The 25,296-nt window shown below is 38.7% G+C and carries 25 protein-coding genes; 17 read left to right on the forward strand and 8 right to left on the reverse strand.

Going from position 1 to position 25,296, the window contains the following annotated elements; all coding sequences use genetic code 11:
* The 4 genes from K322_RS0107800 (at window position 1) to K322_RS0107815 (ending at window position 2,862) form a co-directional block, all read left to right on the forward strand.
* The gene (locus tag K322_RS0107800) at window positions 1-1,365 is read left to right on the forward strand and encodes a Kelch repeat-containing protein (protein WP_169714137.1); all 1,365 of its coding nucleotides are present in this window, start codon (window positions 1-3) and stop codon (window positions 1,363-1,365) included.
* Window positions 1,366-1,457: 92 nt separating this feature from the next.
* Complete coding sequence (locus K322_RS0107805) at window positions 1,458-1,829, forward strand: DUF6249 domain-containing protein (RefSeq protein WP_051290702.1); 372 nt, start codon at window positions 1,458-1,460, stop codon at window positions 1,827-1,829.
* A 4-nt stretch (window positions 1,830-1,833) separates the two neighbouring features.
* Entirely contained in the window at window positions 1,834-2,391 is a 558-nt protein-coding gene (locus K322_RS0107810) for an RNA polymerase sigma factor (RefSeq protein ID WP_026626387.1), read from the forward strand.
* Between the two features lie 99 nt (window positions 2,392-2,490).
* Window positions 2,491-2,862, forward strand: a complete 372-nt coding sequence (locus K322_RS0107815; RefSeq protein ID WP_035331684.1) for a hypothetical protein — start codon at window positions 2,491-2,493, stop codon at window positions 2,860-2,862.
* A 54-nt stretch (window positions 2,863-2,916) separates the two neighbouring features.
* Here the strand turns inward: K322_RS0107815 and K322_RS0107820 are convergent, their stop codons facing one another.
* The 3 genes from K322_RS0107820 to blaDYB form a co-directional block, all read right to left on the reverse strand.
* Entirely contained in the window at window positions 2,917-3,660 is a 744-nt protein-coding gene (locus K322_RS0107820) for a shikimate dehydrogenase family protein (protein ID WP_026626389.1), read from the reverse strand.
* Complete coding sequence (locus K322_RS0107825) at window positions 3,657-3,866, reverse strand: hypothetical protein (RefSeq protein ID WP_026626390.1); 210 nt, start codon at window positions 3,864-3,866, stop codon at window positions 3,657-3,659. The genes K322_RS0107820 and K322_RS0107825 overlap by 4 nt, the downstream gene beginning before the upstream one ends.
* A 137-nt stretch (window positions 3,867-4,003) precedes the next feature.
* Window positions 4,004-4,756: a DYB family subclass B1 metallo-beta-lactamase gene (gene blaDYB, locus K322_RS0107830; RefSeq protein ID WP_035331685.1), complete on the reverse strand. Its 753-nt coding sequence runs from the start codon at window positions 4,754-4,756 to the stop codon at window positions 4,004-4,006.
* A 213-nt stretch (window positions 4,757-4,969) separates the two neighbouring features.
* Between blaDYB and K322_RS0107835 the strand changes: the two genes are divergently transcribed.
* Both K322_RS0107835 and K322_RS0107840 read left to right on the forward strand, forming a co-directional pair.
* The gene (locus K322_RS0107835; RefSeq protein ID WP_026626392.1) at window positions 4,970-6,511 is read left to right on the forward strand and encodes a glycine--tRNA ligase; all 1,542 of its coding nucleotides are present in this window, start codon (window positions 4,970-4,972) and stop codon (window positions 6,509-6,511) included.
* Between the two features lie 239 nt (window positions 6,512-6,750).
* Window positions 6,751-7,419: an FKBP-type peptidyl-prolyl cis-trans isomerase gene (locus K322_RS0107840; RefSeq protein WP_026626393.1), complete on the forward strand. Its 669-nt coding sequence runs from the start codon at window positions 6,751-6,753 to the stop codon at window positions 7,417-7,419.
* 23 nt (window positions 7,420-7,442) lie between these two features.
* On the opposite strand, the gene dacB is transcribed toward K322_RS0107840, so the two are convergent.
* Complete coding sequence (dacB, locus tag K322_RS0107845) at window positions 7,443-8,882, reverse strand: D-alanyl-D-alanine carboxypeptidase/D-alanyl-D-alanine endopeptidase (protein WP_035331686.1); 1,440 nt, start codon at window positions 8,880-8,882, stop codon at window positions 7,443-7,445.
* A gap of 254 nt (window positions 8,883-9,136) precedes the next feature.
* Between dacB and K322_RS0107850 the strand changes: the two genes are divergently transcribed.
* From K322_RS0107850 to K322_RS0107860, 3 genes are all read left to right on the forward strand, one after another.
* Window positions 9,137-10,273: an AI-2E family transporter gene (locus K322_RS0107850; RefSeq protein WP_026626395.1), complete on the forward strand. Its 1,137-nt coding sequence runs from the start codon at window positions 9,137-9,139 to the stop codon at window positions 10,271-10,273.
* A gap of 42 nt (window positions 10,274-10,315) precedes the next feature.
* Window positions 10,316-10,687 carry a DUF3127 domain-containing protein gene (locus tag K322_RS0107855; RefSeq protein ID WP_026626396.1) on the forward strand — a complete coding sequence of 124 codons (372 nt, stop codon included), beginning with the start codon at window positions 10,316-10,318 and terminating at the stop codon, window positions 10,685-10,687.
* Window positions 10,688-10,749: 62 nt separating this feature from the next.
* Window positions 10,750-11,703 (forward strand): NAD(P)-dependent oxidoreductase, encoded by a 954-nt coding sequence (locus K322_RS0107860; protein ID WP_026626397.1) that lies wholly within the window; start codon window positions 10,750-10,752, stop codon window positions 11,701-11,703.
* 32 nt (window positions 11,704-11,735) lie between these two features.
* On the opposite strand, the gene K322_RS0107865 is transcribed toward K322_RS0107860, so the two are convergent.
* Window positions 11,736-13,082, reverse strand: a complete 1,347-nt coding sequence (locus K322_RS0107865) for a DUF4026 domain-containing protein (RefSeq protein ID WP_026626398.1) — start codon at window positions 13,080-13,082, stop codon at window positions 11,736-11,738.
* Between the two features lie 208 nt (window positions 13,083-13,290).
* On the opposite strand from K322_RS0107865, the gene K322_RS18915 reads away from it, so the two are divergent.
* From K322_RS18915 to K322_RS0107885, 4 genes are all read left to right on the forward strand, one after another.
* Window positions 13,291-14,910: an L-lactate permease gene (locus tag K322_RS18915; RefSeq protein WP_084158536.1), complete on the forward strand. Its 1,620-nt coding sequence runs from the start codon at window positions 13,291-13,293 to the stop codon at window positions 14,908-14,910.
* 134 nt (window positions 14,911-15,044) lie between these two features.
* On the forward strand, window positions 15,045-15,785 hold the full coding sequence (locus K322_RS0107875; RefSeq protein ID WP_026626399.1) for a (Fe-S)-binding protein: 741 nt from the start codon (window positions 15,045-15,047) through the stop codon (window positions 15,783-15,785).
* Window positions 15,782-17,161 (forward strand): lactate utilization protein B, encoded by a 1,380-nt coding sequence (locus K322_RS0107880; RefSeq protein ID WP_026626400.1) that lies wholly within the window; start codon window positions 15,782-15,784, stop codon window positions 17,159-17,161. The genes K322_RS0107875 and K322_RS0107880 overlap by 4 nt, the downstream gene beginning before the upstream one ends.
* Window positions 17,162-17,193: 32 nt before the next feature.
* Window positions 17,194-17,775, forward strand: a complete 582-nt coding sequence (locus K322_RS0107885; protein WP_026626401.1) for a LutC/YkgG family protein — start codon at window positions 17,194-17,196, stop codon at window positions 17,773-17,775.
* 95 nt (window positions 17,776-17,870) lie between these two features.
* Here K322_RS0107885 and thrC read toward each other — a convergent pair whose 3' ends face one another.
* Complete coding sequence (gene thrC / locus K322_RS0107890; RefSeq protein WP_026626402.1) at window positions 17,871-19,175, reverse strand: threonine synthase; 1,305 nt, start codon at window positions 19,173-19,175, stop codon at window positions 17,871-17,873.
* 38 nt (window positions 19,176-19,213) lie between these two features.
* Window positions 19,214-20,425: a cofactor-independent phosphoglycerate mutase gene (locus tag K322_RS0107895; RefSeq protein WP_026626403.1), complete on the reverse strand. Its 1,212-nt coding sequence runs from the start codon at window positions 20,423-20,425 to the stop codon at window positions 19,214-19,216.
* Window positions 20,426-20,774: 349 nt separating this feature from the next.
* Here K322_RS0107895 and bcp point away from each other — a divergent pair, with 349 nt between their 5' ends.
* From bcp to K322_RS0107920, 4 genes are all read left to right on the forward strand, one after another.
* Window positions 20,775-21,251, forward strand: a complete 477-nt coding sequence (bcp, locus tag K322_RS0107905) for a thioredoxin-dependent thiol peroxidase (protein ID WP_026626404.1) — start codon at window positions 20,775-20,777, stop codon at window positions 21,249-21,251.
* 37 nt (window positions 21,252-21,288) lie between these two features.
* Window positions 21,289-22,332 carry a recombinase RecA gene (gene recA / locus K322_RS0107910; RefSeq protein ID WP_026626405.1) on the forward strand — a complete coding sequence of 348 codons (1,044 nt, stop codon included), beginning with the start codon at window positions 21,289-21,291 and terminating at the stop codon, window positions 22,330-22,332.
* A gap of 92 nt (window positions 22,333-22,424) precedes the next feature.
* Window positions 22,425-22,877: a hypothetical protein gene (locus tag K322_RS18920; RefSeq protein ID WP_051290703.1), complete on the forward strand. Its 453-nt coding sequence runs from the start codon at window positions 22,425-22,427 to the stop codon at window positions 22,875-22,877.
* 119 nt (window positions 22,878-22,996) lie between these two features.
* Entirely contained in the window at window positions 22,997-23,860 is an 864-nt protein-coding gene (locus K322_RS0107920) for an alpha/beta hydrolase (protein ID WP_026626406.1), read from the forward strand.
* Window positions 23,861-23,944: 84 nt separating this feature from the next.
* On the opposite strand, the gene K322_RS0107925 is transcribed toward K322_RS0107920, so the two are convergent.
* Window positions 23,945-25,159: a TlpA disulfide reductase family protein gene (locus tag K322_RS0107925; RefSeq protein WP_026626407.1), complete on the reverse strand. Its 1,215-nt coding sequence runs from the start codon at window positions 25,157-25,159 to the stop codon at window positions 23,945-23,947.
* Between the last annotated feature and the right edge of the window lie 137 nt (window positions 25,160-25,296).

Genomic DNA, 25,296 nt, shown 5'->3' on the forward strand with positions numbered 1-25,296 from the left:
ATGAGGAATCTAAAGATTGGATTATTGATGTTATTGGCGATTCCAGGTATGTCTCAGGTTCTTTTTTGTCAGGATAAAGTAAAGGTGAAAGATTTTATGACTAATCAGCCTTTATCCGGGGTAAGTATTACATTAAAGAACAAAGGAGAACAAACAACAACGGATAATGACGGAGTATTCAGTCTGAAAAGCTTTAAGCCCATATTGGATAATGATACTATATTATTTTCATGCATCGGTTATGCATTGCAGGAAATAACGGTTGGACACATTAAGAAATCAGATAATCTTGTATATCTGAAATTACAAGATGAGTCTTTATCTCAGGTTACAGTAACAAGTGTACAGCCTCATTTGGCAATCAGTTTGCCTTATTCTGAATTAGCAGATATTCCGGTGGAATTATCCAACTTTGGAGTAACCATAGCTGAAAATAAAATATATATAATAGGTGGGGATATTTCGGTAGATGCCCATACGGCGGAAGGATCATTTCTGGATGAAGATTATAGAGAGGCGAGTATGAAAGGTGTGATCGGAGGAGACATTGCAATGCAATTATTCAGATTTAGCGACAGAATGTATATTTATGATCTGGGATCAGATACATGGATGACATCCAATCACCGATTTTCAAAAAGGGCATATCACAATGTGTTGTATAATCAAGGTAAAATATACGTATTAGGAGGTAAACTTCAGACGAAAAATATAAAATTCGAAAGATTGAATAACAAGGTCGAAGTATATAATATTGCTCAGGATTCATTAATTATTGATGAAACAAATCCTCATCAGGCTGTTAATTCGGCATCAGTCATTGCCGATAATAACATTATAGTCTTGGGCGGTTCGGTCAAATCATCGGAGCATGGCAATAAAATCGTAAAAGGTTATACTAATAAAGTGCATATGCTTGACTTGAAAAGCGGTTATTGGTATGAGTTGCCTGATGTGCCTGTTGCAAATGCCGAAGAAACAAAAGGGATTATTGCTGGCAATATTATTTATCTGTTTGGAGGGTACAAAGAACGTCCGCTTTATGATATAGGGACTTATAATATATCTACCGGAGAATACCGGATTGAAGGGCAATTGCCTCAGTCAATGGAACGTCCGGCTGTGGCTTTCGACAATAAGTATACAGTATATCTTTACGATAGTGGGCGGATATATACTTATAATATTCATACAGGTGAACTTTCCGGATATTATATTGGTTTTGATGTAAATAATGCTGAAATGTTATACGAAAATGAAGCGTTGTTTATTTTAGGCGGGAAAAAGGATAATATACCGTCTTCCAAAGTCTACAGAGTAAATATCTCTGATTTTAAACAGACGAAGTCTCATTCTTTCAGATAAAAGTTCGATTCAAAAAAAATAACCGAAAAAAGTTGTAACCAAAATATAACTTGTCCGGTCATATTCATGTAACCCAATAAATAAATATAAATATGAATGATTTAGATGATCTGGTTCCGATTATAGCAATCCTGTCGGCAGTAGCCCTTCCAATCGGGTTCAGTCTGTATTTAGGATTGGTCGGTCTGCGGACTAAGCACAAAGAAAATCTGGAACTGATAAAGCAAGGCATTGTGCCTGCAACTCAGGCAAAACCAACACCTAATAAGTACCGCTCATTGCGTAATGGTTTTTTGTGTGTGGGAATTGCTATCGGGCTTATTCTCGGAATTATATTGAAAACCGTCTTTACTTTGTCGGAAGATACCGGATTCTTTATTCTGGCGGCATGTATATTGCTGTTTTTAGGTCTGGCTTATATTCTCTTCTATCTGGTCACAAAGGACAAAAATTTCGACGAATAAGCGGATGGATGAGAGGCCGTTGATACGTAAAGTGCTAAAGGGGGATACGTCCGCCTTTGCCTATTTTGTGGATACCTATCAGGATATGGCTGTGACCATAGCCTTCCGTATCTGCGAAAACAGGCAGGATGCCGAAGATATTGTACAAAATGCCTTTGTCAAAGCTTTTCATAATTTACATACTTTTAGAGCGGACAGTAAATTTTCGACATGGTTTTACCGTATAGTATATAATACCGCATTGTCTTATATAAATGTAGCGAGTTTCCATACTGAATTTGTTGATTACAGAGAGTTGAATAACGAAAGTCAGTCTGATGACTGGAACCCCGTGGCTCAGATGGAAGAGCATGAACGTAAGGTTATAATTGAACGTACTCTGGAGAGTATGCCGAAAGAAGAGTCTTTGATACTGACTCTGTTCTATCTGGAAGAAAATTCGATAAAGGATGTTGCTCTGATAACATCGCTTAGCGAATCGAATGTAAAAGTAAGGCTTTTCAGAGCGAGGAAAAGGTTTGCCGAATTATTAACGGCATCTGTACAAAAAGAAATATTTTAAGGTCTCAGACCTATTGACTTTGCAAGCATAGCTGCAATAGCAGGGTATCGCTTCAAAACATGTCATTAATACTTTCTATTACTTAATATAGATATAGTTATGGATAATAATATAAATAAAAGAAACGACGATCAGCTGAGGAATTTATTCTCCGGAACAAAAGAACGAGCCGGAGAGAATCTTAAATATCGCATCATGCGGCAGATAGAGACCGAAACATCCTTGTCTCGCAAGAATATAAAAGAAAAAAGTTCTGTTTTCTCGACTTTATTCCCTATTCTTGGAGTTATGTATGGTATAGTAGGCGTTATACTTTTGATTGTCTATCTGTTGTATGGTAGTCAGGCGTTGTTGTCTTCATCGGTTTACATTCCCGTATTGAGTATTGTTTCTGTTTGCAGTGTTTATCTGTTTATTTCTGCATTTGACGAAAAAAGACACAGCGGATCAAAGTCCGGTAAGAAGGAATAATGAAAAGAGAGACTCTTCGGCAAATCTCTCTTTTATATCTTCTTATCTAAGATGCTATTCATTCCAGATATGCCATGCTGCTATTGCTTGCAGCTCAAGCATTTCTTCTCCATTTTTGATTTTTGCTCCTTGTTTCTTTCCTAAATCGAGGAACTTCGTAACTGCCGGATTATACACAAGGTCGTACAGTAAATGTTTCTTTCCGATGTAATTATATGGAATATCAGGGCATTCGTCTATATTCGGAAACGTACCTATGGGTGAGGCATTTATGATAACTGTATATTCCGACATGACTTCTTCCGAAAGATCAGCATAGGTAATAACTCCCTCTTTTCTCGAACGAGATACATATTGGGTTTCTATATTCAGATCTTTGAGCCCGTATTCCACAGCCTTAGAAGCTCCCCCTGTACCCAAAATCAAAGCCTTGTGATGTACTTCCGGATTGATCAGTGGTGAAATAGAATCTCTGAATCCGATGTAGTCCGAATTAAAACCTTTGAGGTGTATATTATCTCCTCTTCTGTCGATTTTAATGACATTAATCGCTCCAATGGCTTTTGCAGTCGGGTCTAATTCATCCAAAAAAGGAATCACTTGTTCCTTATACGGAATAGTCACGTTTAATCCTGCCAGCTTGGTGTATTCTTTGATGATATCGGGAAGTCTGTCTATATCGGCAATCTCAAAATTCAGATATTGAGCATCTATTCTTTCCTTTGTGAATTTTTCACCGAAAAAACGATAAGAGAAAGAGTGTTTTAGAGGATAGCCTATCAGACCGAAAGTTTTCATTTTTGTCTATTTTTTTGAAAGTTCTTGAAAAACAGAAAATAAAGGAGATAGATAAGTACCACAGTTGCACAAACAATGCCGATGGTAACTCCCGATTTCCATACAATAGTCCACGATATGGGCTGTATTCCCCACAAAGCCAATACGGTAAGAGTGGCTCCTGTTAATACGATGATGGTTATTAGTATTCCTGTAAGTGCTCTCATATAAGAAGTTTATAAGGTCACAGACCTATTTATTACTTTGGCAAGTGTAATAGCCAAAAACTGTTATAAACTAAAAGTATATCATTAAAATACTTGCAGTAAATTAATTACTTACTCGTAAAAATAAGAAAAAAATATTACCTGACCGTATTATGTTCATTAATAAGCTTTAATGTATGGGTTAAGAGGTTGTATCCTCCCATGTTACCGTGTCCGGGAACAACAGTCTTAATGTCAGGAAATTTGGTTAGAACCCATTTTATCGATTGTGGCCATGCAGCAACATCGGCATCGGCAAGATTTCCTAGATTGGATGATTGCAAGTCCTTGATAAAACACCCTCCGAAAAGGATATCTTCGGACGGAATCCATACAATTATATTGTCAGTAGTATGTCCTCCTCCCGGATAATATAGTTTGAGATCGAATCCCTGAAAATTGATGTCGATTGAATCTTTAAATCCGGTGTCGGGTATAGGAAGGTTTTTAGTTTTGGCTAGTTCTATCGTCTGCTCATTAGCATAAGATTTTACTCCATTCGACTGAAGGTAAGCTAAGCCGCCCATGCGGTCTTCGTGCCAATGGGTAGGTATTACTGTTTTAATGGTTGCATGTAAAGAGTTTGATATCCATTTATCGAGTCTTTCGGTTTGTTCATTGTTCCACGGAGTATCAATAAGCAATGCTTCGTTGTTCTTTATGAGAATCAATCCGTTTGCTCCTACTTTACCCCAGCTTTGGGTTTCGAGAAAACTTCTGTGGAGGTAAAGGTTGTCTGATAATTTCAGAATTTCGATATCATCTGCAATCTCGGTTTTTTCAGTTTTAGATTGAGCCGAGATTGTTACGACACAGAATACCTGTATCAGGAGTAGGAATTTTTTTAGCATGAGAATTGTTTTTTATAAACTCATACAAAAATAAGAATAATACTAATGAAAACATTTACAGATATAAAAAAGAATCTAACAGACTGATGTCTGTTGTTTTACCAAAACAATAAAAAGATATGAAATTTGCGAAAAAAGCATTTACTTTGCCTTTCCGAAGAAAAATGGATAAATAAAGGTCTTGAGACCTTAAATATAGATTTAATTATAAATATGGCACAAGAAGACGTTTTCAAGAAGATTGTTTCGCACTGTAAAGAGTATGGATTTGTATTCCCGTCAAGTGAAATCTATGATGGGCTGGGAGCCGTTTACGATTATGGGCAAAACGGGGTGGAGCTGAAAAACAACCTTAAAAAGTATTGGTGGGATAGTATGGTACTTCTCAACGAAAATGTTGTGGGTATCGATTCTGCTATATTCATGCACCCTACTATCTGGAAAGCGTCGGGGCACGTTGATGCGTTCAATGATCCGTTGATAGACAATAAAGACAGTAAAAAACGTTACCGTGCCGATGTCCTTGTTGAAGATTATCTGGCAAAGATAGACGAGAAGATCGACAAAGAAGTAGAAAAGGCAGCCAAGAGATTCGGTGAAAGTTTTGATGCGGCTATGTTTAAAGATACGAATCCCCGCGTAAAAGAATATCAGGCAAAAAGGGATGAAGTACATACCCGTTTTGCAAAAGCATTGAACGATGGCAATCTGGAAGAACTTCGTAATATTATCGTAGATTGTGAGATTGTATGCCCTATCAGCGGGACTCGTAACTGGACTGAAGTTCGTCAGTTTAACCTGATGTTTGCGACAGAGATGGGTTCTACATCTGACGGAGCAATGAAGGTGTACCTGCGTCCTGAAACAGCTCAGGGTATTTTTGTTAATTTTCTGAATGTACAAAAAACCGGACGTATGAAAATACCTTTTGGTATTGCCCAGATAGGTAAAGCATTCCGTAACGAGATCGTAGCCCGTCAGTTCATTTTCCGTATGCGTGAATTCGAACAGATGGAGATGCAATTTTTTGTTCGTCCCGGAGAAGAATTGGATTGGTTTAAAAAATGGAAAGAAACCCGTATTAAATGGCACAAGGCTCTTGGTTATGGAGATGCGAAATACCGTTTCCATGATCATGATAAATTAGCTCACTATGCTAATGCGGCTACCGATATCGAATTCGAAATGCCATTCGGGTTCAAAGAAGTGGAAGGTATTCACTCACGTACAGACTTTGACCTGAGCAGCCATGAAAAATTCTCAGGTAAAAAAATCCAGTATTTCGATCCTGAGCTGAATAAATCATATACTCCGTATGTGGTCGAAACTTCGATCGGTGTAGACCGTATGTTTCTTTCGACTATTGCGGCATCGTATTGTGAAGAAAAGCTCGAAAGTGGAGAGGAACGAGTTGTGTTGAGACTTCCGGCTCCTCTTGCTCCTGTGAAATTAGGTATTTTACCGTTGGTGAAAAAAGACGGTTTGCCTGAAAAAGCAGAGGAGATTATGAGTGCTTTGAAATTCGATTTCAAATGTCAGTATGATGAAAAGGATAGTGTCGGAAAACGTTATCGCCGTCACGATGCTATAGGTACACCGTTCTGTGTAACTGTGGATCACCAGACATTGGAAGATAATACAGTAACTATCCGCTATCGTGATACAATGACTCAGGAACGTGTTGTTATCGATCAACTCTCTAATATTATTTCGGAACAAGTGAGTATGAAGAGCTTGTTGAAAAAATTGGTGTAATGACCGAAAACCGAAACTAACAAAATATTATATGCCGGTTGAGCAATTCAGATTGCGGAATCGGCATATATTGTATATCTAAAAAAGGAATCATTAAATACTTTATTTTACTTATTTACATTTTTTATAAAAGACTTCTCTTTAAATATCTTATTTTTGCGAGAATTGCAATTGATAGAAAATGATTTGTCGTTGTCTATTGTTTTATAAATTAATATAGGTATTGATAATAATTTCAAATGAAGAAGAAAACATACTACTCAACACTTTTCCTGCTTTTTGCTTTCAGTTTATTCATCGGAGTATCATGTGTCGATGACGATGATAATAATGATGTGACGATTGATGAGGAATGGAAAGCATTAAATGAAAAGAGATTTTCAGACTCTATAAAAGCATCGGGATGGGAAGCCTTGGAATCTCAGACCAAAGAAGGAAGTCTATATTGGAAAAAGTCTTCGGTTATTACAGATTCTGATATAGCATTGCGAATGACTGTTGATGCAAAACCTGAATTTACGGATACAGTGGAAGTTCGTTTTGAAGTCTGGTATTATGATAAGGACAATAAGAAGATAATTGCGGCTTCTACCGAAAACCCATCTTATTACAGTTTGATGGCAAATCCCAATAAAAACCCGTATAAGGTTTGTGTAAACAGGCGTGTTACTTCTACCACTGCTACGACCGAATATTACCGCTTCTCTTCAGGTGCTAGTGCTATAGATCTTAGAACTGATGCTTGGGCTACACTTATTCAGGATATGAAACTGAATGAAGAACGTGAGGCAATTGTTCCTTACAATTTAGGATATTATGGTGTTGCACAGACATATATACCTGCATACACCATGCTGAGATATAGAATTAAACTGCTGAAAATTATCCCAATGGCAGGTCTTTCCTAAAGACTGAATTAGAACAGAATCCTTTAAAAGGTATTTAATAATAAATTCTCAATAGCTCTCACAACTTGTTTGCGGGAGCTATTGTAGTTATTAACCATAATGGAAAATGCATATTGTTTGTCTCCGTCGGTATAATATCCTGCGAAACACTGTACATTGGCTATGCTGCCGCTTTTCATGACCACTTTACCCTCCAGGCGTGTTCCTTTTAATACATTACGTACAGTTCCTTCTTTTCCGGCTTTTGGGAGAGATTCTACAAAAGCATCACGGTATTTGCTTTTGGCTTTCATATACACGAGAATATCGCACAACATTTCAGCACTGATGCCATCCGATGGGGCAAGTCCGCATCCGTCATACATACGGAGAGAATTGGTGTTAATACCTTTGTTCTCCCAGAATAAAGATGTTTGAGCGACTCCTTCCGTAAGAGCATCTGTGTAAATGCTTTTATCTCCGATAGTACGACCTATTGTCCGAATAAGGTGTTCTGTATAATGATTGTTGCTTCTTTCGTTTATTACACGTATTATGTCTTTTAAAGCCGGAGAACGATATGTATAGAATACTTTTTCTTCGGGATTTGCAGAGCCGAATCTGTTATACATATTTTCGTAATATAGATCTCGAGAAGTTTCGAGTTTAGCTATGGAGTATCCTTCCTCTTGTAGTTTTGTCGAAATTATTTTACCCAGCATCAGACCCGGATCGGGGATGTCTCCTTTGATAGAGAACGAGGCTCTTTTAGCCGGAATATCTCCTACAAGTGTACGGTAGTTACTGAATATTTCTCCGTTGATATACCCATTGTCTTCGTTATTGGAGTTCATCTTCAGGGTATTCCTGAAGATCAGCTCGGGCATTTCTGGCTGAGTTTTAATTATCTGCGGAGCGGATTCGGTGTCAGTTGTGTTAAAATAAAGGCGGTACGTATTATCGTAAATACTTATACCGTATGCTCCCGCAGCAAAATAGTTGCCGAGATCTTCTTTTAACCATTTGGATGAGACGCCGCTGTATCCGAAATAGTTATCGATAACCAATATATCGATGGGCTGCCGCGAATCTACCTGTTTTTTGATATGGTCTACCCAGTCTTTCAGAAAATCATTGGCTCCTCGCCCTATATATTCACTGCCCAGAGTCGGATCTCCATATCCGTGGATGATCAGTTGTTGAGGATTATTTGTATTTATAGCCAGTGTTGTGGGGTAAGAATACTTATCTCCCATAATTTCTAGGGCTGTTGCCGATGTTAAGATCTTTAGGGTTGAGGCAGGCGTTAAAGTCGTGTTTTTATTGATAGAGGCTATTTCATTTCCATTTAAATCTTTGACACAAAAACCGATTGAGGCGTTTTCGAATCCCGGAAAAGAAGAGAACGAAGATCCTGCTGCATTTTGAGCCGAACCGGTCGAAAACATGGATATATACAATAGTAAAAGCAAATAATATTTCATAATAGATAGGTGTACAAATATAAGTCAATGACTGTATTTAATGATCTGTTTTCACATTATAATAAGCTCAGGATACTATACTCGTCAAAGTAATAAACATGTCTGTGATCTTGATAATGAGTACAGCTTAAAGATACAAATTATCCGCTTTTACGAACTAAATCTTCTATATTTATGAGTTGTACTATACGAAAAAGAAATATCTTTGCAAAGATAGGATATGGTTTGATACCTAAATAAACATCTTCTTTCTTATGAATAATAGTTTCGATAAGCCGTTTACATTCGATCGGGTTATTCGGCTTTGTATAAGTTTAATGTTACTGGGAGCCGGTATTTACCTCATTTATATTCTGAGGAGTGTGTTGCTGCCGTTTCTTATAGCATGGCTGATTGCCTATTTGTTAAACCCCATAGTCCGTTTCTTACAGGTAAAGTTGCATTTGAAGAAACGTTATCTTGCGGTAATGCTCACTTTTGCGATTCTGATAGGAGTCCTCACTTTGCTCATCATGAGTATTACACCCCTTATAGAAAACGAAATTTATCAGATTAATAATCTGGTCACGACATACCAGCTTCAATCGTTTGAGATAAACGGAATTCCATTGAGTGTCCATGATTTTATCGAAAAACACATAGACTTTCAGTCTTTGCGGGACACATTGTCTACCGAAAATGCTACTGAAACATTGAAATATATTATGCCTACAGTGCAAAATATGTTATCGAGCGGTATCTCATTTATACTTGGGTTTACAGTTGTATTTATTGTGATCTTGTATCTGATATTTATCTTACTGGATTATGATAAAATAAATAAGCTGTGGATGGATATGGTTCCTCACCGTCATCGGAAAACAGTAAGTAAGCTCACCGCTGATGTAGAAAAAAGTATGAATACTTATTTCAGGCATCAGGCTCTGATTTGCGTTATTGTGGCGACACTGTTTGCGATCGGGTTTCAGATTATCGGTCTGCCGTTAGCTATTGTATTAGGTGTGTGTATCGGTATTCTGCATATGATACCCTATATGCATATATTGAGTATAGCTCCTGCCGTACTGCTGTGTTGGCTTAAGGCCTCGCAGACCGGACAGGGTTTTTGGGCACTTGTCGGAATGGTATTACTCTTGTATGTTGTTGTGCAATGTATTATCGATATGATATTGGTTCCCCGTATTATGGGTAAAGCCATGGGACTTAATCCTGCTATTATTTTGTTGTCGTTATCTGTATGGGGGTCGTTGATGGGAATTGCCGGAATGATTATTGCAATACCTATGACAACTCTTTTGATCTCTTATTATCAGGAGTTTCTGAATAAATCGGAAGGATCCGAAGATAATGGTAGTTTAGAAAATACCGATGATACCCTCCCAAGTGAGTAGATTTTTGTACATTTGTATGAACAAAAATAAATTCTTTAAATCATGCAATTAACTGCGAAATTGGTTCAGATGTTACCTCTGCAATCAGGAACAAGTAAAAACGGAGAGTGGAGAAAACAAGATATTATAGTAGAAACAGACGGTCAGTATCCTAAAAAAGTATGTATCTCTATCTGGGGTGATAAGGCTAGTGATGCCGTACTTCAGATTGGTAATATCTTAGACATATCTTTCGATGTGGAAAGCCGTGAATATAATGGTCGCTGGTACACCGATATACGTGCATGGAAAGTAGATCTGGCAGCACCAACAGGGGGGGGGTATCCAGCCGGAGCTCCTGCTCCGAGTTATGATCAGGCTCCTCCTGCACCTGCTGATTTTGGCGGAGACAGTGCCGACGATCTTCCTTTCTAAAAGATTACTAAGATGTAAACATTCCTTATAGGATAAGCGTTTTTAGGAATAAAGCATATTTTATGAAAAAGAAAATACTGTCAGGACATAATTTTCATAGAGAACCATTCTCTGAGTTGGAAACTCTATTCGACATAACATATCCGGAAAAGAGTTATTTCAAGAAAGATGAAATTCTTGAAATGATTGGAGAGTACGATGTCTTTATTCCTAATTTCAGTTTTTTTACCGATAAGGAGATTATAGATAAAGCAGTAAATCTGAAATTAATAGCAAATTACGGAGTAGGATACAATAATATAGATGTAGACTATGCTGCGCAGAAAGGTATAACCGTAACAAATACCCCTCAGGCGGTACTTGAACCTACAGCCGAGTTGTGTTTTGGATTGATGCATGCTGTAGCTCGTAAAATAGGATACTTCAATAACAAACTTCGAGGATCGGAGCGTGTTGGCTGGGGCTTGTATGATAATCTTGGATTGTCTTTATATGGCAAGACACTGGGGATATACGGCATGGGGCGTATCGGACAGGCTATTGCCCGTAGAGCTATCGCTTCGGGTATGAACGTGATCTATCATAACCGCAGACCGCTTGATCCATCTATCGAAAAAGAGTATAATGCCAAGTATGTTAGTTTTGACGACTTATTGATACAGTCCGATTATATATCGGTAAACGCACCTGCCACTTCCGAAACTTACCATATAATAAATGCCGCGGCAATAGCAAAGATGAAATCATCGGCTATTCTGGTCAATACATCGCGTGGATCTACTGTCGATGAGAAGGCTTTGATAGAAGCATTAAAAGAAAACCGTATATATGGGGCGGGTCTTGATGTTTATGAAACGGAACCTAATATTAATCCCGAATTCTTCGCATTGGATAATGTTGTTCTTACACCTCATGCCGGAACCCAGACTCTTGACGGGCGTCACGATATGCAGCGTGAAGTGGCAAGCAATATAATAGGTTTTTTCAAAGGAGAGAAAGTCTCGAAAGTGAATTAAGGTCTCCGATTTTCAGATATACTATAATAGTTTTAATCAAGCAGCAGATAGATAGAATCAGGAGTATACTGATTACCTTCTTTATCCGAAATCAACCAGTCGGTAAGCATTCCTGTCGGGTATGTTCCGATGTCTCCTTTGTTGAGAGACGCTATCCAGTACGGGTCGTTTATCAATTGTCCGCAAATAGTTGATTCCGTCACATTAATAACCGTAAACCACAAATGCTCTTTCTCCGAATCTTGTTTCGGGGAGTCTATTGTTATGCCGATTTTTACCCAAAAAGACCAACCGTCTATCGTTTTGTCTCTTGGATATAATATTTTACGGAGGAATGAACTGTTCTGTCTGTCCCTGTATCTTAAAAATAACCGGAAAAAGTACGGATAACGTTCTTTAGCCAGACTGCTCATTCTTATTGTTTCTTCGGCAGAAACAAAGAGTATAGGATTGTTTGACAGAGCCGAAACATATATTTCGGGAGATGTGAGATTGCCGTCCTCCACCGCAAACAAAATACCGGCAGGAGAAGATTGGATTCTATCACTTTCTTCCCGCTCAATAATACCACCCAGTATGTCTTCCGGAAAGTATGATAATGCGTGCTCCCACCTTATCCATGCCAGATTGATCTGTAAGCCGTCGAATCCGATTGTAAACTTTTCATTTTCTTTTACAGGGGAAGAGAGGAAGCGTTTAACAACATTATTTACCAGGTCATACATAGAATGGGAATCCGAATGTATATTCAACATCTCGAGGTCTACAATACCGCACCTCAATAATCCGTAAGTTCTGAACCAGTATATTTTATCTTTGTTTTTCTGTTCATATCCTGCATACAATACATACAAATAATCGGGCGAAGGGGGAATTTTGGATTCTGCGGCCAGCTTGAGCCATTTGCCGGACAGTATTCTGTAAGTAGAGAAGTCGATAACCATTAAGGCTTCGGGCACGATGATATGAAGCAATTTTAGCTGGCAGTGAAAAGATCTTAGAGAGCTTTCCCCGAATAGCATACTCACCTCGATATACTCGGAGTGAGCGATCATTTCGTGGAAATCGCAATCTTCGGCGGTATTTGCCAATCCGAAATCCTGAAGATCCAGGTCTTCTATCTTCCGGACAGCTATTTCCGATTCATATCTTTCACCCTTGTATAGAAAAGATATCCCGTATTTCTTTTCTGCAGATGATTGTAATAGATGGGTGTCTTTTACCGATAATACTTCGATGTCATTATCGAACAGGGGAGAATATAAGGCCTTTTTTATATTCGGTGATACTCTTTCGTGAATAGGTATAGCTCCAATCTTTGAGTGCTGGTACTTTTTGCCTTCGGCCAATAATTCGTAGTTTCTAATGTTTGTGTTCATTGAAAGTGTTATTTGGACGCAAATGTATAACAAATAGGCAAAAATTGAGTTGTGCAAAGACTTTTTTAATATTTAATTAAGAAAAAAAACTTGCTAAACCTGCAATATAACATATTAAAAGAATAGAGTCTTTTCGTAAAAAAAGTATAATTTGCGTAATCAACGAAAAACTACATACAATTCACGTAACCCAAAAAACTTATACACCATGTTTACAGCACTGAATATTCTTTTACAAAGTACCGCTCTGGCCGGTAACCTGGAGGTTTCATGGGGACATGTGGCTTTTGCTACGATACCGGTCCTCTTATTAATAATCCTGATGGGATTTCTTAAAATGGCAGGGGATAAAAGTGCTCTGATAACTCTAGTCACGACAATTGTACTGGCCTTGTTTGCTTTCGGTTTTCCTGTGGCAGATACAGGTCTTTCTTTTGTTTATGGGGTTCTTAAGGCTATTTTTCCTATTTTGATCATTATAATTATGGCTATATTCAGCTATAATGTACTGGTGAAAACAGGAAAAATGGAAATTCTGAAAGAGCAGTTTTCATCCATCTCATCCGATAAATGTATTCAGGTGCTATTGCTTACCTGGGGATTCGGGGGGTTACTCGAAGGTATGGCAGGATTCGGAACAGCGGTAGCTATTCCGGCAGCTATATTAATCAGCTTAGGCTTTAAGCCTATATTTTCGGCCGTTGCAAGTCTTATTGCCAATAGTGTGGCAACCGGATTTGGAGCCGTAGGTACGCCCGTAAAAGTATTGGCAGAACAGGCAGGAGTGACCGATATACAGGTGCTGAGTACTCAGGTGGTATTGCAATTATCACCTTTGATGATCCTGATACCGTTTGTATTGGTGTTTATGACCGATCCGAGGATTAAATCTTTACCCAAACATATCCTGCTGAGTGTGATTGTGGGAGTTGTATCTCTTGCGGTTCAGTATATTGCAGCCCGATACATGGGAGCCGAAACACCTGCCATCTTAGGTAGTATTGCATCTATCATCGCTATCATTATATATGCGAAGTTGACAGCGACGAAAGAAGATAAAGAATTGAAAGCTAAGTTTCCGAAAAGAACTATGGGGGAGATAATAAACGCATGGAGTGTTTATGGATTTATCCTCATATTAGTAATACTGACAAGTCCATTGTTACCTCTTAGGAATATTTTAGCTCCTCTGTCGGCTACAACATTGTTTAGCCAGAATATATTCGATGCAGTAACACAAACAGAGGTTGTTCGGTCTATTAAAGTTTCATGGTTGACCGATGCCGGAGTATTGCTATTCTTAGGCTCTATTTTAGGTGGGTTGCTTCAGGGAGCGAAAATAGTAGAACTTATTAAGCTTCTTGGAACCGTAATAAAGCAGCAGCGCAAAACAATAGTAACTGTTTGTTCGCTAATTGCTTTGTCTTCTATAATGGATTTTTCGGGAATGATTTCTCAACTGGGACTGGCTCTTGCGATAGCCACAGGTTCATTATATCCGCTGTTTGCTCCAACAATAGGCTGTCTCGGAACATTCCTTACCGGTAGTGATACTTCTTCAAATATATTGTTCGGTAAATTGCAGGCTTCGGTTGCGCATACAACAGGTGCAGACCCTAGTTGGCTGGCAGCTGCAAATACAGCAGGAGCAACAGGTGGGAAGATTATTTCTCCGCAAAGTATAGCTGTTGCTACATCCGCCTGTGGATTGCAAGGCAGGGAAGGTGAGATCATGAAGAAAGCACTGCCCTATGCTCTGGGATATATCGTAGTATCCGGGCTGATGGTGTATTTTGTTCCAAAAATAATGGGAACAATACTCTTTTGAGAATTGTTTTACTTGTGTAACAGCACTGATTGAAGAAGTGGTTTGTATTTGATGATAACTGCTGCTTTCTTCATTAAAAACAACCAAAGGTCTGAGACCTGATACATTAAAGACAACTAAAATACTATATAGAAATGAAAGTCGGACTATTTATTCCATGTTATGTAAATGCGATATTTCCCGAGGTGGGGGTCGCATGCTACAAATTGCTTGATTCGCTGGGGGTAGAAGTTGACTATCCGCTCGATCAGACTTGTTGCGGACAGCCGATGGCAAATGCCGGATTTGAGGATGAAGCTATTCCTTTAGCAAAGCAGTTTGAAAAACTATTTGACAAGTATGAGTATATTGTCGCTCCATCGGCAAGCTGTGCCGTGTTTGTCAAAGAAAATTATCCTAAAATTTTGAGTAAAGAAGATCATCTTTGCCAGACAAGCGGAAAGATTTATGATATCTGTGAATTTCTGCATGATATATTGAAGGTAGATAAAGTTCCGGGTAAATTTCCTCATAAGGTGAGTGTGCACAACAGTTGCCATGGGGTAAGAGAATTGCACTTGTCATCGGCAAGTGAGTTGATGGAACCCCGATATTCGAAAATCAAAGACCTCTTATCTTTGGTTGAAGGAATAGAAGTGCTCGAACCTGAAAAAGTGGATGAGTGCTGCGGATTCGGAGGAATGTTTGCCATCGAAGAGCCTGCTGTATCGGTATGTATGGGACAAGATAAAGTAAAGAACCATATGAATACCGGAGCCGAGTATATCACGGGGGCAGATAATTCGTGTCTGATGCATATGCAAGGAGTAGTTAATCGCGAGAAACTACCGATTAAGTTTATCCATGTTGTTCAAATTTTAGCTGCAGGACTATGAGTACAAAACATGCAGAAGCTGCAAGCCGCTTCATATCAAATAAAGAAGGAGAAACATGGCACAACGAAACTCTCTGGTTTGTACGAGTAAAGAGAGATAATGTAGCCAAAGATGTTCCGGAGTGGGAAGCCTTGAGGGAATTCTCGAGTAAAATAAAAATGCATACTATTACTCATCTTGATAAGTATGCCGAGCAGTTTGCCCAAAATGCCGAAGCCAATGGTGTAATAGTGCATTGGGCGAAGGATGCTAAAGAGCATAACGAGATAGTACATAAGATTCTGACCGGGCATAATGCTAAAAAGCTGGTAAAGAGTAAGTCGATGCTTACCGAAGAATGTCATCTCAACCCCTATCTGATTGAAAGAGGTATCGATGTTGTCGAAAGTGACTTGGGAGAACGTATTCTTCAACTCGATAATCAGCCGCCGAGTCATATCGTAATGCCCGCCATACATATGACCCGTCAGGAAGTCGGTAAACTTTTCGAGGAAAAACTAGGAACCGAAAAAGGAAACAGCGATCCTACATATCTGACTCGTGCAGCCCGCCAGCATCTTCGGAATGAATTTATGACAGCCGATGTGGGTATGACCGGATGTAATTTCGGTATTGCCGAAACAGGTGATGTAGTCGTGTGTACCAATGAAGGTAATGCCGATATGGGGACGTCTCTGCCTAAAGTGCATATTGTGTCGATGGGGCTGGAGAAGATTATTCCCGATCATAAGTCATTGAGTGTGTATTCACGTTTATTGGCACGTTCGGCTACAGGTCAGCCGGTTACATCGTATATGTCTCATTTTCGTAAACCTCGCGAAGGCTGCGAAATGCACATCGTGATTGTAGATAACGGACGAAGCGAAATATTAAGTAATCCCGATCATATTCAGTCATTGAAGTGCATCAGGTGTGGAGCATGTATGAATACCTGTCCGGTGTATCGTCGCAGCGGGGGATATTCTTATACCTATTTTATACCGGGTCCTATAGGTATTAATCTGGGTATGCTGAAAAATCCCGAAGAATACTCGGATAATGTTTCAGCTTGCTCTCTTTGCTTTTCATGTAACAATGTATGTCCTGCCAAGATAGATCTTGCCGATCAGATATACAAATGGAGGCAGGGACTTGACTCTATCGGTAAAGCGGATAAGATGAAGAAGATGATGTCGGGCGGAATGAAATTCCTGTTTACTCATCCGGCTTTGTACAAGACTGCCTTGAGTATGGCTCCGATTGTTAATAGTATGCCTCGTTTTATGCTGTACAATGGGTTGAATGACTGGGGAAAAGGGCGAGAATTGCCCCGTTTTGCCAAGGAGTCGTTCACTTCTATGTGGAAAAAAGGAAAAGTGCAGAAGAATAAGAAATAAGCCACAGCCGTTAATCTAAAAAACAGAAAACTATGAGTAGTAAAAATGATATATTAAATAACGTCAAACGGCATATTTCAACTCAGTACGATATGCCGGATCTTGACCATATTGCAGGAATAGAATACGAGAACAAACTCGAAAAATTTATGCAGATGTGTAAAGGTGTGGGAGGTGACGCCCGAGTGCTTGCTCCGGATGAAGATGTAAATGAAGTGATCAGGTCATTATATCCTGATGCAAAGGTGATAGTATCCAATCTGCCGGAAATAAACATAGCAACGGTAAATCCGGATGATATAGATGATCCGCATAAACTGAACGGGACGGATTTGGGAATCATCAAAGGCGAATTGGGTGTTGCCGAGAATGCTTGTGTCTGGGTTCCGCAAAATGTCCGTCAGAAGGTCGTTTATTTTATTTCCGAGTATCTGGTGATATTATTGGACAAAAGCTTTATTGTGAATAATATGCACGAGGCGTATAATCAGATTAAGTTTAATGATTATGGTTTTGGTGTATTTATTTCCGGCCCTTCCAAAACGGCAGATATAGAACAGGCTCTGGTAGTCGGCGCGCATGGAGCTAAAGGTGTAATGGTTCTTTTGAAATAAGATAGTACGCTATAATATCAAAAGCCAATTAATCAAACGATTAATTGGCTTTTATTGATTGCAATCATTTAAGGTTTCAGTACCTTTTTTATAAGTTATTTTTTGCTTAGAAGAGTATCTTTAAATAAATCATAATTATTTTTCAATCCGATACTTTTTTTCTCGCCTTTCATAAAAGCTTGTAATAGTTGAGGTATCTCTATCGGTTTTCCGATTATTTCTTCTACCGTTTCTTTGAACTTAGCAGGATGAGCCGTTTCGAGGAAGATGCCGTTTTCGTCTTTCGATAAGCCATCTGTTAAAGCCTGATATCCGCATGCTCCATGAGGATCGAGTAGATATCCTGTTTTCTCGAATGTGTCTTTTACTGTTTCGGCGATGGCTGCATTTTTGTACCGGAAGCCTGTAATATCTTTTCTGATCTCATCTGCCGAATGATTGTACAGGTCTATAACTCTCGCAAAGTTGCTTGGGTCACCTACGTCCATAGCATTAGCAATGGTTTGTACCGAAGGACGTGGATTGTATTTACCGGTTTGAAGGTATTCGTAGAATATGTCGTTGCTGTTATTCGCTGCTATAAACCGTTTTACAGGTAATCCCATTCGTTTAGCTATGAGTCCGGCTGTAATATTCCCGAAATTTCCACTCGGAACACAGAATACCACATCGTTTGCTTTTCCTGCCTTTTTCAATTGAGCATATCCATAGAAATAATAGAATGCCTGAGGAAGAAAACGTGCTACATTAATAGAATTAGCGGAAGTCAGATTCAGTTGTTTATTTAGATCTACATCCATAAAAGCCGTTTTCACCAATGCCTGACAGTCATCGAATGTACCGTCTATTTCTATTGCAGTGATGTTCTGTCCTAATGTCGTAAACTGGCATTCTTGTATGTGGCTGACTTTTCCTTTCGGATAAAGAACATATACATGTATGCCGTCTACTCCAAGAAATCCGTTTGCTACGGCACTACCGGTGTCTCCAGACGTTGCAACTAGCACTTTAACATCGCTCTGTCCTTGCTTTTTAATGAAATATCCAAGCAGGCGAGCCATAAAACGACCGCCTACATCTTTGAAAGCCAATGTAGGACCGTGAAATAATTCCAGACTGTATATGTTATCATTTACATGTACCAGTGGCGTATCGAAGTTAAGAGTGTCGTATACGATCTGTTTTAAAGTATCTGAATCGACATCTTCTCCGAAAAAAGCATCGGCTACAGTATATGCTATCTCCTGAAAAGAAAGAGTATCTATTTTATCGTAAAAAGATTTTGGTAGTTGCTTTATTTTCTCCGGCATGAAAAGCCCTTTGTCGGCGGCAAGCCCTTTGACTACCGCTTCTTGCAAAGAAACATCCGGAGTTTGTTTGTTGGTACTGTAATATCTCATGTTTATGAAGGTGTTAATTCTTTTACGTTCAGCGGTTCTTATTTTTTGAAAAACAAAGTATCCATAAATTCGTGTCCGACAATTGTCCCGTAAGCTCCTTTTGCAGACTCGAATTCATCATATACCTGCACATTATCTCCTGCTTCATTCGAGCGGTAAATAAGAAATGGTATAGGCTTGTTTGTGTGTGTACGCAAATGGCATGGAGTGGGGTGGTCGGGCAATACTGCTATTGTTACAGGCTCATCCCAATCTTTGGTTGCTTCGTATATCGTTTTGACTACACGTGAGTCGAGATATTCTATAGTTTTGGTTTTCAATTCATAGTCTCCTTCATGTCCGGCTTCGTCACTGGCTTCTATATGCAGATATACAAAATCGTCATGCTTTAGAGCATCTATGGCAGCCTGAGCTTTGCCTTCGTAGTTGGTGTCGTACAGACCTGTTGCACCTTCTACGTGGATAAGTTTTAATCCTGCATACTTACCGATACCCATAATAAGGTCAACGGCAGAGATTACCGATCCGCTCTTAATACCGTACAATTCCTGTAAGGTTTGCATTTGAGGTCTGTAACCGGGCGACCAAGGCCAGATGCTGTTCGCAGGATCTTTTCCTTCTGCAATACGTTTCAGGTTTATAGGATGATCTTTCAATAATTGCTGAGATTTGATGATAAGTTCATTTAGATATTTAGCAGTATCTTCAGCTTCAGGAGTAGTAGCTTTTATCATTACCTGCTCAAATGGAGTACCTATTACATCATGAGGAGGAGTGCAATCGAGGTTTTTATTGCCGCCTTTCATTTTCAATAAGTGGCGGTAAGACACTCCGGGGTAAAGGCTTACTGTACCGTCATTTAATTCTTTATCCAGAAACTTGATAAGTTCGGCAGCCTCTTCTGTTGAGATATGTCCTGCAGAGTGGTTTTTTATTTTACCGTCTTCTATACAGATAACATTGCATCTCATAGCCATTTCACCCTCTTCTATATCTATTTCCATGCTTGCGGCTTCGAGCGAACCACGACCTTCAAATACCTTAGGTACATCGTAACCCAGTACCGATAGATTGGCAATTTCACTGCCCGGTTTGAATCCGGGCGGAATCGTATCGAGCAAGCCGCTTTTCCCTTTTGATGCGAGCAGGTCAATATATGGTTTCTTTGCTGCTTGCAGAGGAGTTTTGTTACCTAACGCTTCGATAGGCTCGTCGGCCATTCCATCACCTAGTATTACGATTGTTTTCATATGATTATTTACCTAAAATTTTATTCCGTACAGAATTTCAGAATTGCTAAATTAGATAAAATATTTAGAAAAATAGCAGAATTGGTTTCTATTGTACATCTATTTGCCGATAAAAATAAGCAAGTTGACAAGTAAATAGGTAATCTTCAGATTTACAAGCCTGCTTATATCTTGTTTATTGAAAAATCAATAAAAAGGTCTGAGACCTTAGAATTATTTTTTGTCAAAAGAATTAAATCTTATCTTTGGTTTCAATATAAGGTCTCGTACCTTTTATTACTTTAGCAAGCAAACAATTAAAACTTGCTATGAATTTTAAGCACTTTCTATTATTTAAACAAAGGATTATATGGCATTGAATATTGGAGACAAAATCCCCGAATTATTGGGAAAAGACCAGGAAGGAAAAGAGGTCAAGACGAGTGATTATGCCGGACGGAAGTTTATCTTATACTTTTATCCGAAAGATAATACCCCCGGATGCTCAGCCGAAGCTTGTAATTTCCGAGACAATTTTTATGAATTGCGCCACGCCGGTTATGAAATTGTAGGAGTGAGTGTGGATGATGAAAAATCACACAATAAATTTATCGAGAAATTTGAATTGCCTTTCCGCCTTATAGCTGATACCGACAAGGTATTGGTTGAAGCGTTTGGAGTCTGGGCTGAAAAAACTCTTGCCGGTAAAAAATATATGGGTACATTACGCACAACTTTTATGATTGATGAAAGCGGTGTAATATCACAGATATTCACACCTAAAGATATTAAGGCTAAAGAGCATGCCGAACAGATACTGGAATGGCTGCAAAGTGTGAAAAAATAAAATTAAGATACTGATATATCGAAATAATTAAAACCAGATGGCTGAAGAAAAAGATAATAAGGACAAAAAAGGAGAAGCTAAGGATCCTAAAAATGATAAACTGAAAGCCTTACAAGCTGCGATGGAAAAAATCGAAAAGAGCTATGGTAAGGGTTCTATTATGAAATTGGGTGACGAGAAGGTCGAAGAGATACCTGTTATAGCTACCGGCTCGATCGGCTTAAATGCCGCTCTGGGTGTCGGTGGATACCCTCGCGGACGTATCATTGAAATATACGGGCCTGAGTCGTCAGGTAAAACCACATTGGCTATTCAGGCGATTGCCGAAGCTCAAAAAGCCGGAGGTATTGCCGCTTTTGTGGATGCAGAGCATGCGTTCGACCGTTTTTATGCCGAAAAATTGGGCGTTGATATTGATAATCTTTGGATATCTCAACCAGACAGCGGAGAGCAGGCGTTGGAGATTGCAGAGCAGCTTATCCGCTCATCGGCTATAGATATAGTCGTAATTGACTCGGTTGCCGCTCTAACACCAAAAGCGGAATTGGAAGGTGATATGGGTGATTCAAAAATGGGTCTTCAGGCTCGTTTGATGTCTCAAGCCCTTCGTAAACTGACTGCGGCCATCAATAAGACCAATACTACTTGTATATTCATTAACCAGTTGCGTGACAAAATCGGTGTGATGTTTGGTAATCCCGAAACCACAACGGGAGGTAATGCTCTGAAATTTTACGCTTCTGTACGATTGGATATACGCCGCATCGGACAATTGAAAGACGGAGAAGATGTAAAAGGCAGTCAAACACGTGTTAAGGTGGTGAAGAATAAAGTAGCACCTCCTTTCCGTAAGGCCGAATTCGATATCATGTATGGCGAAGGAATTTCCCGTGCCGGAGAAATTATCGATTTGGGTGCGGATTTGGGTATTATTAAGAAAAGCGGGTCGTGGTACAGCTACAACGAAACTAAGCTGGGGCAAGGTCGTGAAGCTGCTAAAGACATGGTAAAAGACAATCCCGAATTGGCTGAAGAGTTGGAAGGCTTGATTTTCGAAGCTCTGAAAACAAAGCATAAATAAACCCAAACAGGGTTGTTTCAATATATGAAAAGAGTCCTTGAAATAATTTCGGGGCTCTTTTTGTTTTATTAAACTTAACACCTAAAACATTTATGAACACGAAAGATTTATTATTAATAGCAGCTATTGTATTCACAATGATACTTGGTTGTACCCCGAAGAATAATACTCAAGAAGCGAAAGTAAATGGATGGTATTTTGTCGATTTTAAAGCTCCTGATAGTATTGGTGAAATTATAGTTTCGACAAAAGATTTTGATTCTCTTAAGTTTGAAGCATGGAAGGTAACCAATGTTGATGGTGTAGATTCTGTGTATGTTATAAATGGAAAAGTTAAACTTTCAAAAATGAAAGTTTACGGGGATGCTACCCAGAAATCAATAGGTAAGTTTATTGTCTTTTTATATAATGGACAGAAAATTTGTATGCCTATGCTCAACGACAGAATAGATAAAGGAAATTTTGCTATTTCCAGTCAGGCATTAAGTTCGAATAAGGATAAAATGCTGGAAATGTATGAGTCTCTTAAAGAGGAAATAGATTGATCCGTCTTAAGTATAATAAGCCGATACGTTGTATGAAAAGTATAAATAATACATGATTATTTATATTAATATTTATTTTTGTATAAATGATTGATCTATAACCTTTCGTAGTCTGAAAAATGAAAAATCTAATTTTAATAGTCAGCTTCTTTTGTTGTTTGTCCCTTTCTGTTAACGCTCAGAAAGGAAGTGTGAAATCCGGAAAAATTTATAGCCGAATTTTGGGTGTGGACAAAGAGTACTCTGTTTATTTACCCGACGGATACGAAACCTCCGGATATAAATATCCTGTATTGTATTTATTGCATGGTGCTTGGGGCAATCATACGAATTGGCTAAATGCCGGTAATCTGGCATTTGTTGCAGATAAAACAATTAATGAAGGATTTGCTTCTCAGATGGTTATAGTTATGCCTGATGCCAGAGGGAAAGAAGATAACTTCGGAGGGCATCATATGGGGTATTTTAATTATCCTGACTGGAAATATCAGGAGTTTTTTATTTTGGAATTTCTTCCTGCCATTGAAAAAGAATATCGGATTAAGTCAGATAAACAGCATCGTGCTATTGCAGGTTTGTCTATGGGAGGAGGTGGAAGTATCATTTTAGCACAGAAGTATCCTGATTATTTTGGATCTGCTTGTTCTTTGAGTGGGGCATTGATTGCTTCGGATGAAATACCTTCGAGGGATGTAGATGCCGATTTTCTGAGAGAAATGAAAAATGATGACCCTACGGCTTTTCTTCACAATGCAGATAAAGAAACTTTGTCGAAGTTGAATAGTGTGAGGTGGTATGTAGACTGTGGAGATAAAGATTTTCTTTCGAAAGGGAATGTCTTGTATTTTCTTGCAATGAAAGAAAGAGGTCTTTCTCTCGAATATCGCATGCGGGGTGGTGCTCACACTTGGGATTATTGGCAATCGGGACTTGTTCCTGTTTTACAATATATCTCGGTCGGATTTATGGGAGGTAATAAATAATAACATAGTTTATGTTACAAAAAAACAGGAAAATCCTTTAAGAATTTTCCTGTTTTTCTTTTTTAACCATAAATAACCAAAACATCATTTCTCAGCAAGTAACACATCGATAATCTTGTTGAAATCGGATTTAAATTCTTCGTAAAACAAACCGGTAGCCGGGCCGTTAAAGCCTGTATGTATTTTTCTTACATTTCCTTTTTTATCGATAAAGAATGTTGTCGGATAACTTTTCAATCCGTCAATTTCCGGTAAAACATTCTTATCATTACCTATTTTTCCGGCAAAGAGAACGTCATATCCGATATTGTATTTTTGAATAAAGTTCGACAATACTTTATTTACGTATGCAGGATCGTCTTTTCTTTCGAATGCCAGCCCTACGATTTCGACACCACGGTCTTTGTTTTCTTTATACCAGGGTGCAAGGAATGCTGCTTCGTCTAAACAGTTCGGGCACCAGCTGCCAAGAATCGAAACCACAACGACTTTCCCTTTGAATTTTTCATCCGAAAGAGAAACGGTATTGTCTTTCAGATCAGGGAGTTTGAATCCTAATGATTTAGCCCCTTTTTTCAGTTGAGTTAAGCTATAAGGGTTTGCTAATGCAGCTTTGTCATTTCGCTTACCTACTATTTTTTGTTTGCCTCTGGCGGTAATAAATTCCCCTTTGAAATTATCTTTATCAGTAAATGTTCCTTGTATCAGATACGGACTCAAACCGGCAAATGCAGAAAGTTTGAAACCGTTCTGATCAATCACGCCTTCGAGGTAACGGAAGTCACCCGAATTGGTAAGTATTGATCCGGTAAGGATGCTGTTATCTTGTTTGAAAATACCTACGTTGTTAGCAGTCGTTGAATCTGTAAGAAACTGAATATCCCATTTTCCGCTGATTGTATCTTGCGAGATACCTTCTTTCTGAAACCGTGGGGCTTCTCCGTGTATTGCTTTGAATGGTATACCCGGATCATTTTCAGCAAATAGCTTTCTGAAAACACCCTGAAGGGTATCACCACTGAAAGTTCCTTCGAATCGGGTGTCGTATGCTTTTATTGGTATAAATATACTATCCCCTTTGTATGCTATGGAATCAGATACTACTTCTTCCTCTCCATTGATGAGGGTTAAATGAGTGTCCTTAATATCGAAGATAAACGGTATTGTTCCGTCTTTTACGGTAAATTCTCCACGCCATTTACCATCTTTCAGGTAATCGTTGTTTTTTTGAGTTCCCGAATTGCAGGCTCCGAAAAGTAATGAAGCCAGAATACCTGCGCCGAATATATATTTCTTCATAATTGTATGTGATTAAGGTCTCAGACCTATTTATTATTTTGATAACTAAAACAACCAAATCATGTTGCAAATTAGAGATGTATCATTAAATACTTTCTATTACTTATTTTTAGCTCTGTGACTTAAAACCATGATAC

This window comes from Indolivaga capnocytophagoides DSM 22835, assembly GCF_000426485.1.
In the GTDB taxonomy this organism is placed as follows: Bacteria; Bacteroidota; Bacteroidia; order Bacteroidales; family Dysgonomonadaceae; genus Dysgonomonas_A; species Dysgonomonas_A capnocytophagoides.

Coding starts and splice junctions, on each gene's coding strand:
- K322_RS0107800 (WP_169714137.1), top strand. CDS start 1: ATGAGGAATCTAAAGATTGGATTATTGATGTTATTGGCGATTCCAGGT.
- K322_RS0107805 (WP_051290702.1), top strand. CDS start 1,458: ATGAATGATTTAGATGATCTGGTTCCGATTATAGCAATCCTGTCGGCA.
- K322_RS0107810 (WP_026626387.1), top strand. CDS start 1,834: ATGGATGAGAGGCCGTTGATACGTAAAGTGCTAAAGGGGGATACGTCC.
- K322_RS0107815 (WP_035331684.1), top strand. CDS start 2,491: ATGGATAATAATATAAATAAAAGAAACGACGATCAGCTGAGGAATTTA.
- K322_RS0107820 (WP_026626389.1), bottom strand. CDS start 3,660: ATGAAAACTTTCGGTCTGATAGGCTATCCTCTAAAACACTCTTTCTCT.
- K322_RS0107825 (WP_026626390.1), bottom strand. CDS start 3,866: ATGAGAGCACTTACAGGAATACTAATAACCATCATCGTATTAACAGGA.
- blaDYB (WP_035331685.1), bottom strand. CDS start 4,756: ATGCTAAAAAAATTCCTACTCCTGATACAGGTATTCTGTGTCGTAACA.
- K322_RS0107835 (WP_026626392.1), top strand. CDS start 4,970: ATGGCACAAGAAGACGTTTTCAAGAAGATTGTTTCGCACTGTAAAGAG.
- K322_RS0107840 (WP_026626393.1), top strand. CDS start 6,751: ATGAAGAAGAAAACATACTACTCAACACTTTTCCTGCTTTTTGCTTTC.
- dacB (WP_035331686.1), bottom strand. CDS start 8,882: ATGAAATATTATTTGCTTTTACTATTGTATATATCCATGTTTTCGACC.
- K322_RS0107850 (WP_026626395.1), top strand. CDS start 9,137: ATGAATAATAGTTTCGATAAGCCGTTTACATTCGATCGGGTTATTCGG.
- K322_RS0107855 (WP_026626396.1), top strand. CDS start 10,316: ATGCAATTAACTGCGAAATTGGTTCAGATGTTACCTCTGCAATCAGGA.
- K322_RS0107860 (WP_026626397.1), top strand. CDS start 10,750: ATGAAAAAGAAAATACTGTCAGGACATAATTTTCATAGAGAACCATTC.
- K322_RS0107865 (WP_026626398.1), bottom strand. CDS start 13,082: ATGAACACAAACATTAGAAACTACGAATTATTGGCCGAAGGCAAAAAG.
- K322_RS18915 (WP_084158536.1), top strand. CDS start 13,291: ATGTTTACAGCACTGAATATTCTTTTACAAAGTACCGCTCTGGCCGGT.
- K322_RS0107875 (WP_026626399.1), top strand. CDS start 15,045: ATGAAAGTCGGACTATTTATTCCATGTTATGTAAATGCGATATTTCCC.
- K322_RS0107880 (WP_026626400.1), top strand. CDS start 15,782: ATGAGTACAAAACATGCAGAAGCTGCAAGCCGCTTCATATCAAATAAA.
- K322_RS0107885 (WP_026626401.1), top strand. CDS start 17,194: ATGAGTAGTAAAAATGATATATTAAATAACGTCAAACGGCATATTTCA.
- thrC (WP_026626402.1), bottom strand. CDS start 19,175: ATGAGATATTACAGTACCAACAAACAAACTCCGGATGTTTCTTTGCAA.
- K322_RS0107895 (WP_026626403.1), bottom strand. CDS start 20,425: ATGAAAACAATCGTAATACTAGGTGATGGAATGGCCGACGAGCCTATC.
- bcp (WP_026626404.1), top strand. CDS start 20,775: ATGGCATTGAATATTGGAGACAAAATCCCCGAATTATTGGGAAAAGAC.
- recA (WP_026626405.1), top strand. CDS start 21,289: ATGGCTGAAGAAAAAGATAATAAGGACAAAAAAGGAGAAGCTAAGGAT.
- K322_RS18920 (WP_051290703.1), top strand. CDS start 22,425: ATGAACACGAAAGATTTATTATTAATAGCAGCTATTGTATTCACAATG.
- K322_RS0107920 (WP_026626406.1), top strand. CDS start 22,997: ATGAAAAATCTAATTTTAATAGTCAGCTTCTTTTGTTGTTTGTCCCTT.
- K322_RS0107925 (WP_026626407.1), bottom strand. CDS start 25,159: ATGAAGAAATATATATTCGGCGCAGGTATTCTGGCTTCATTACTTTTC.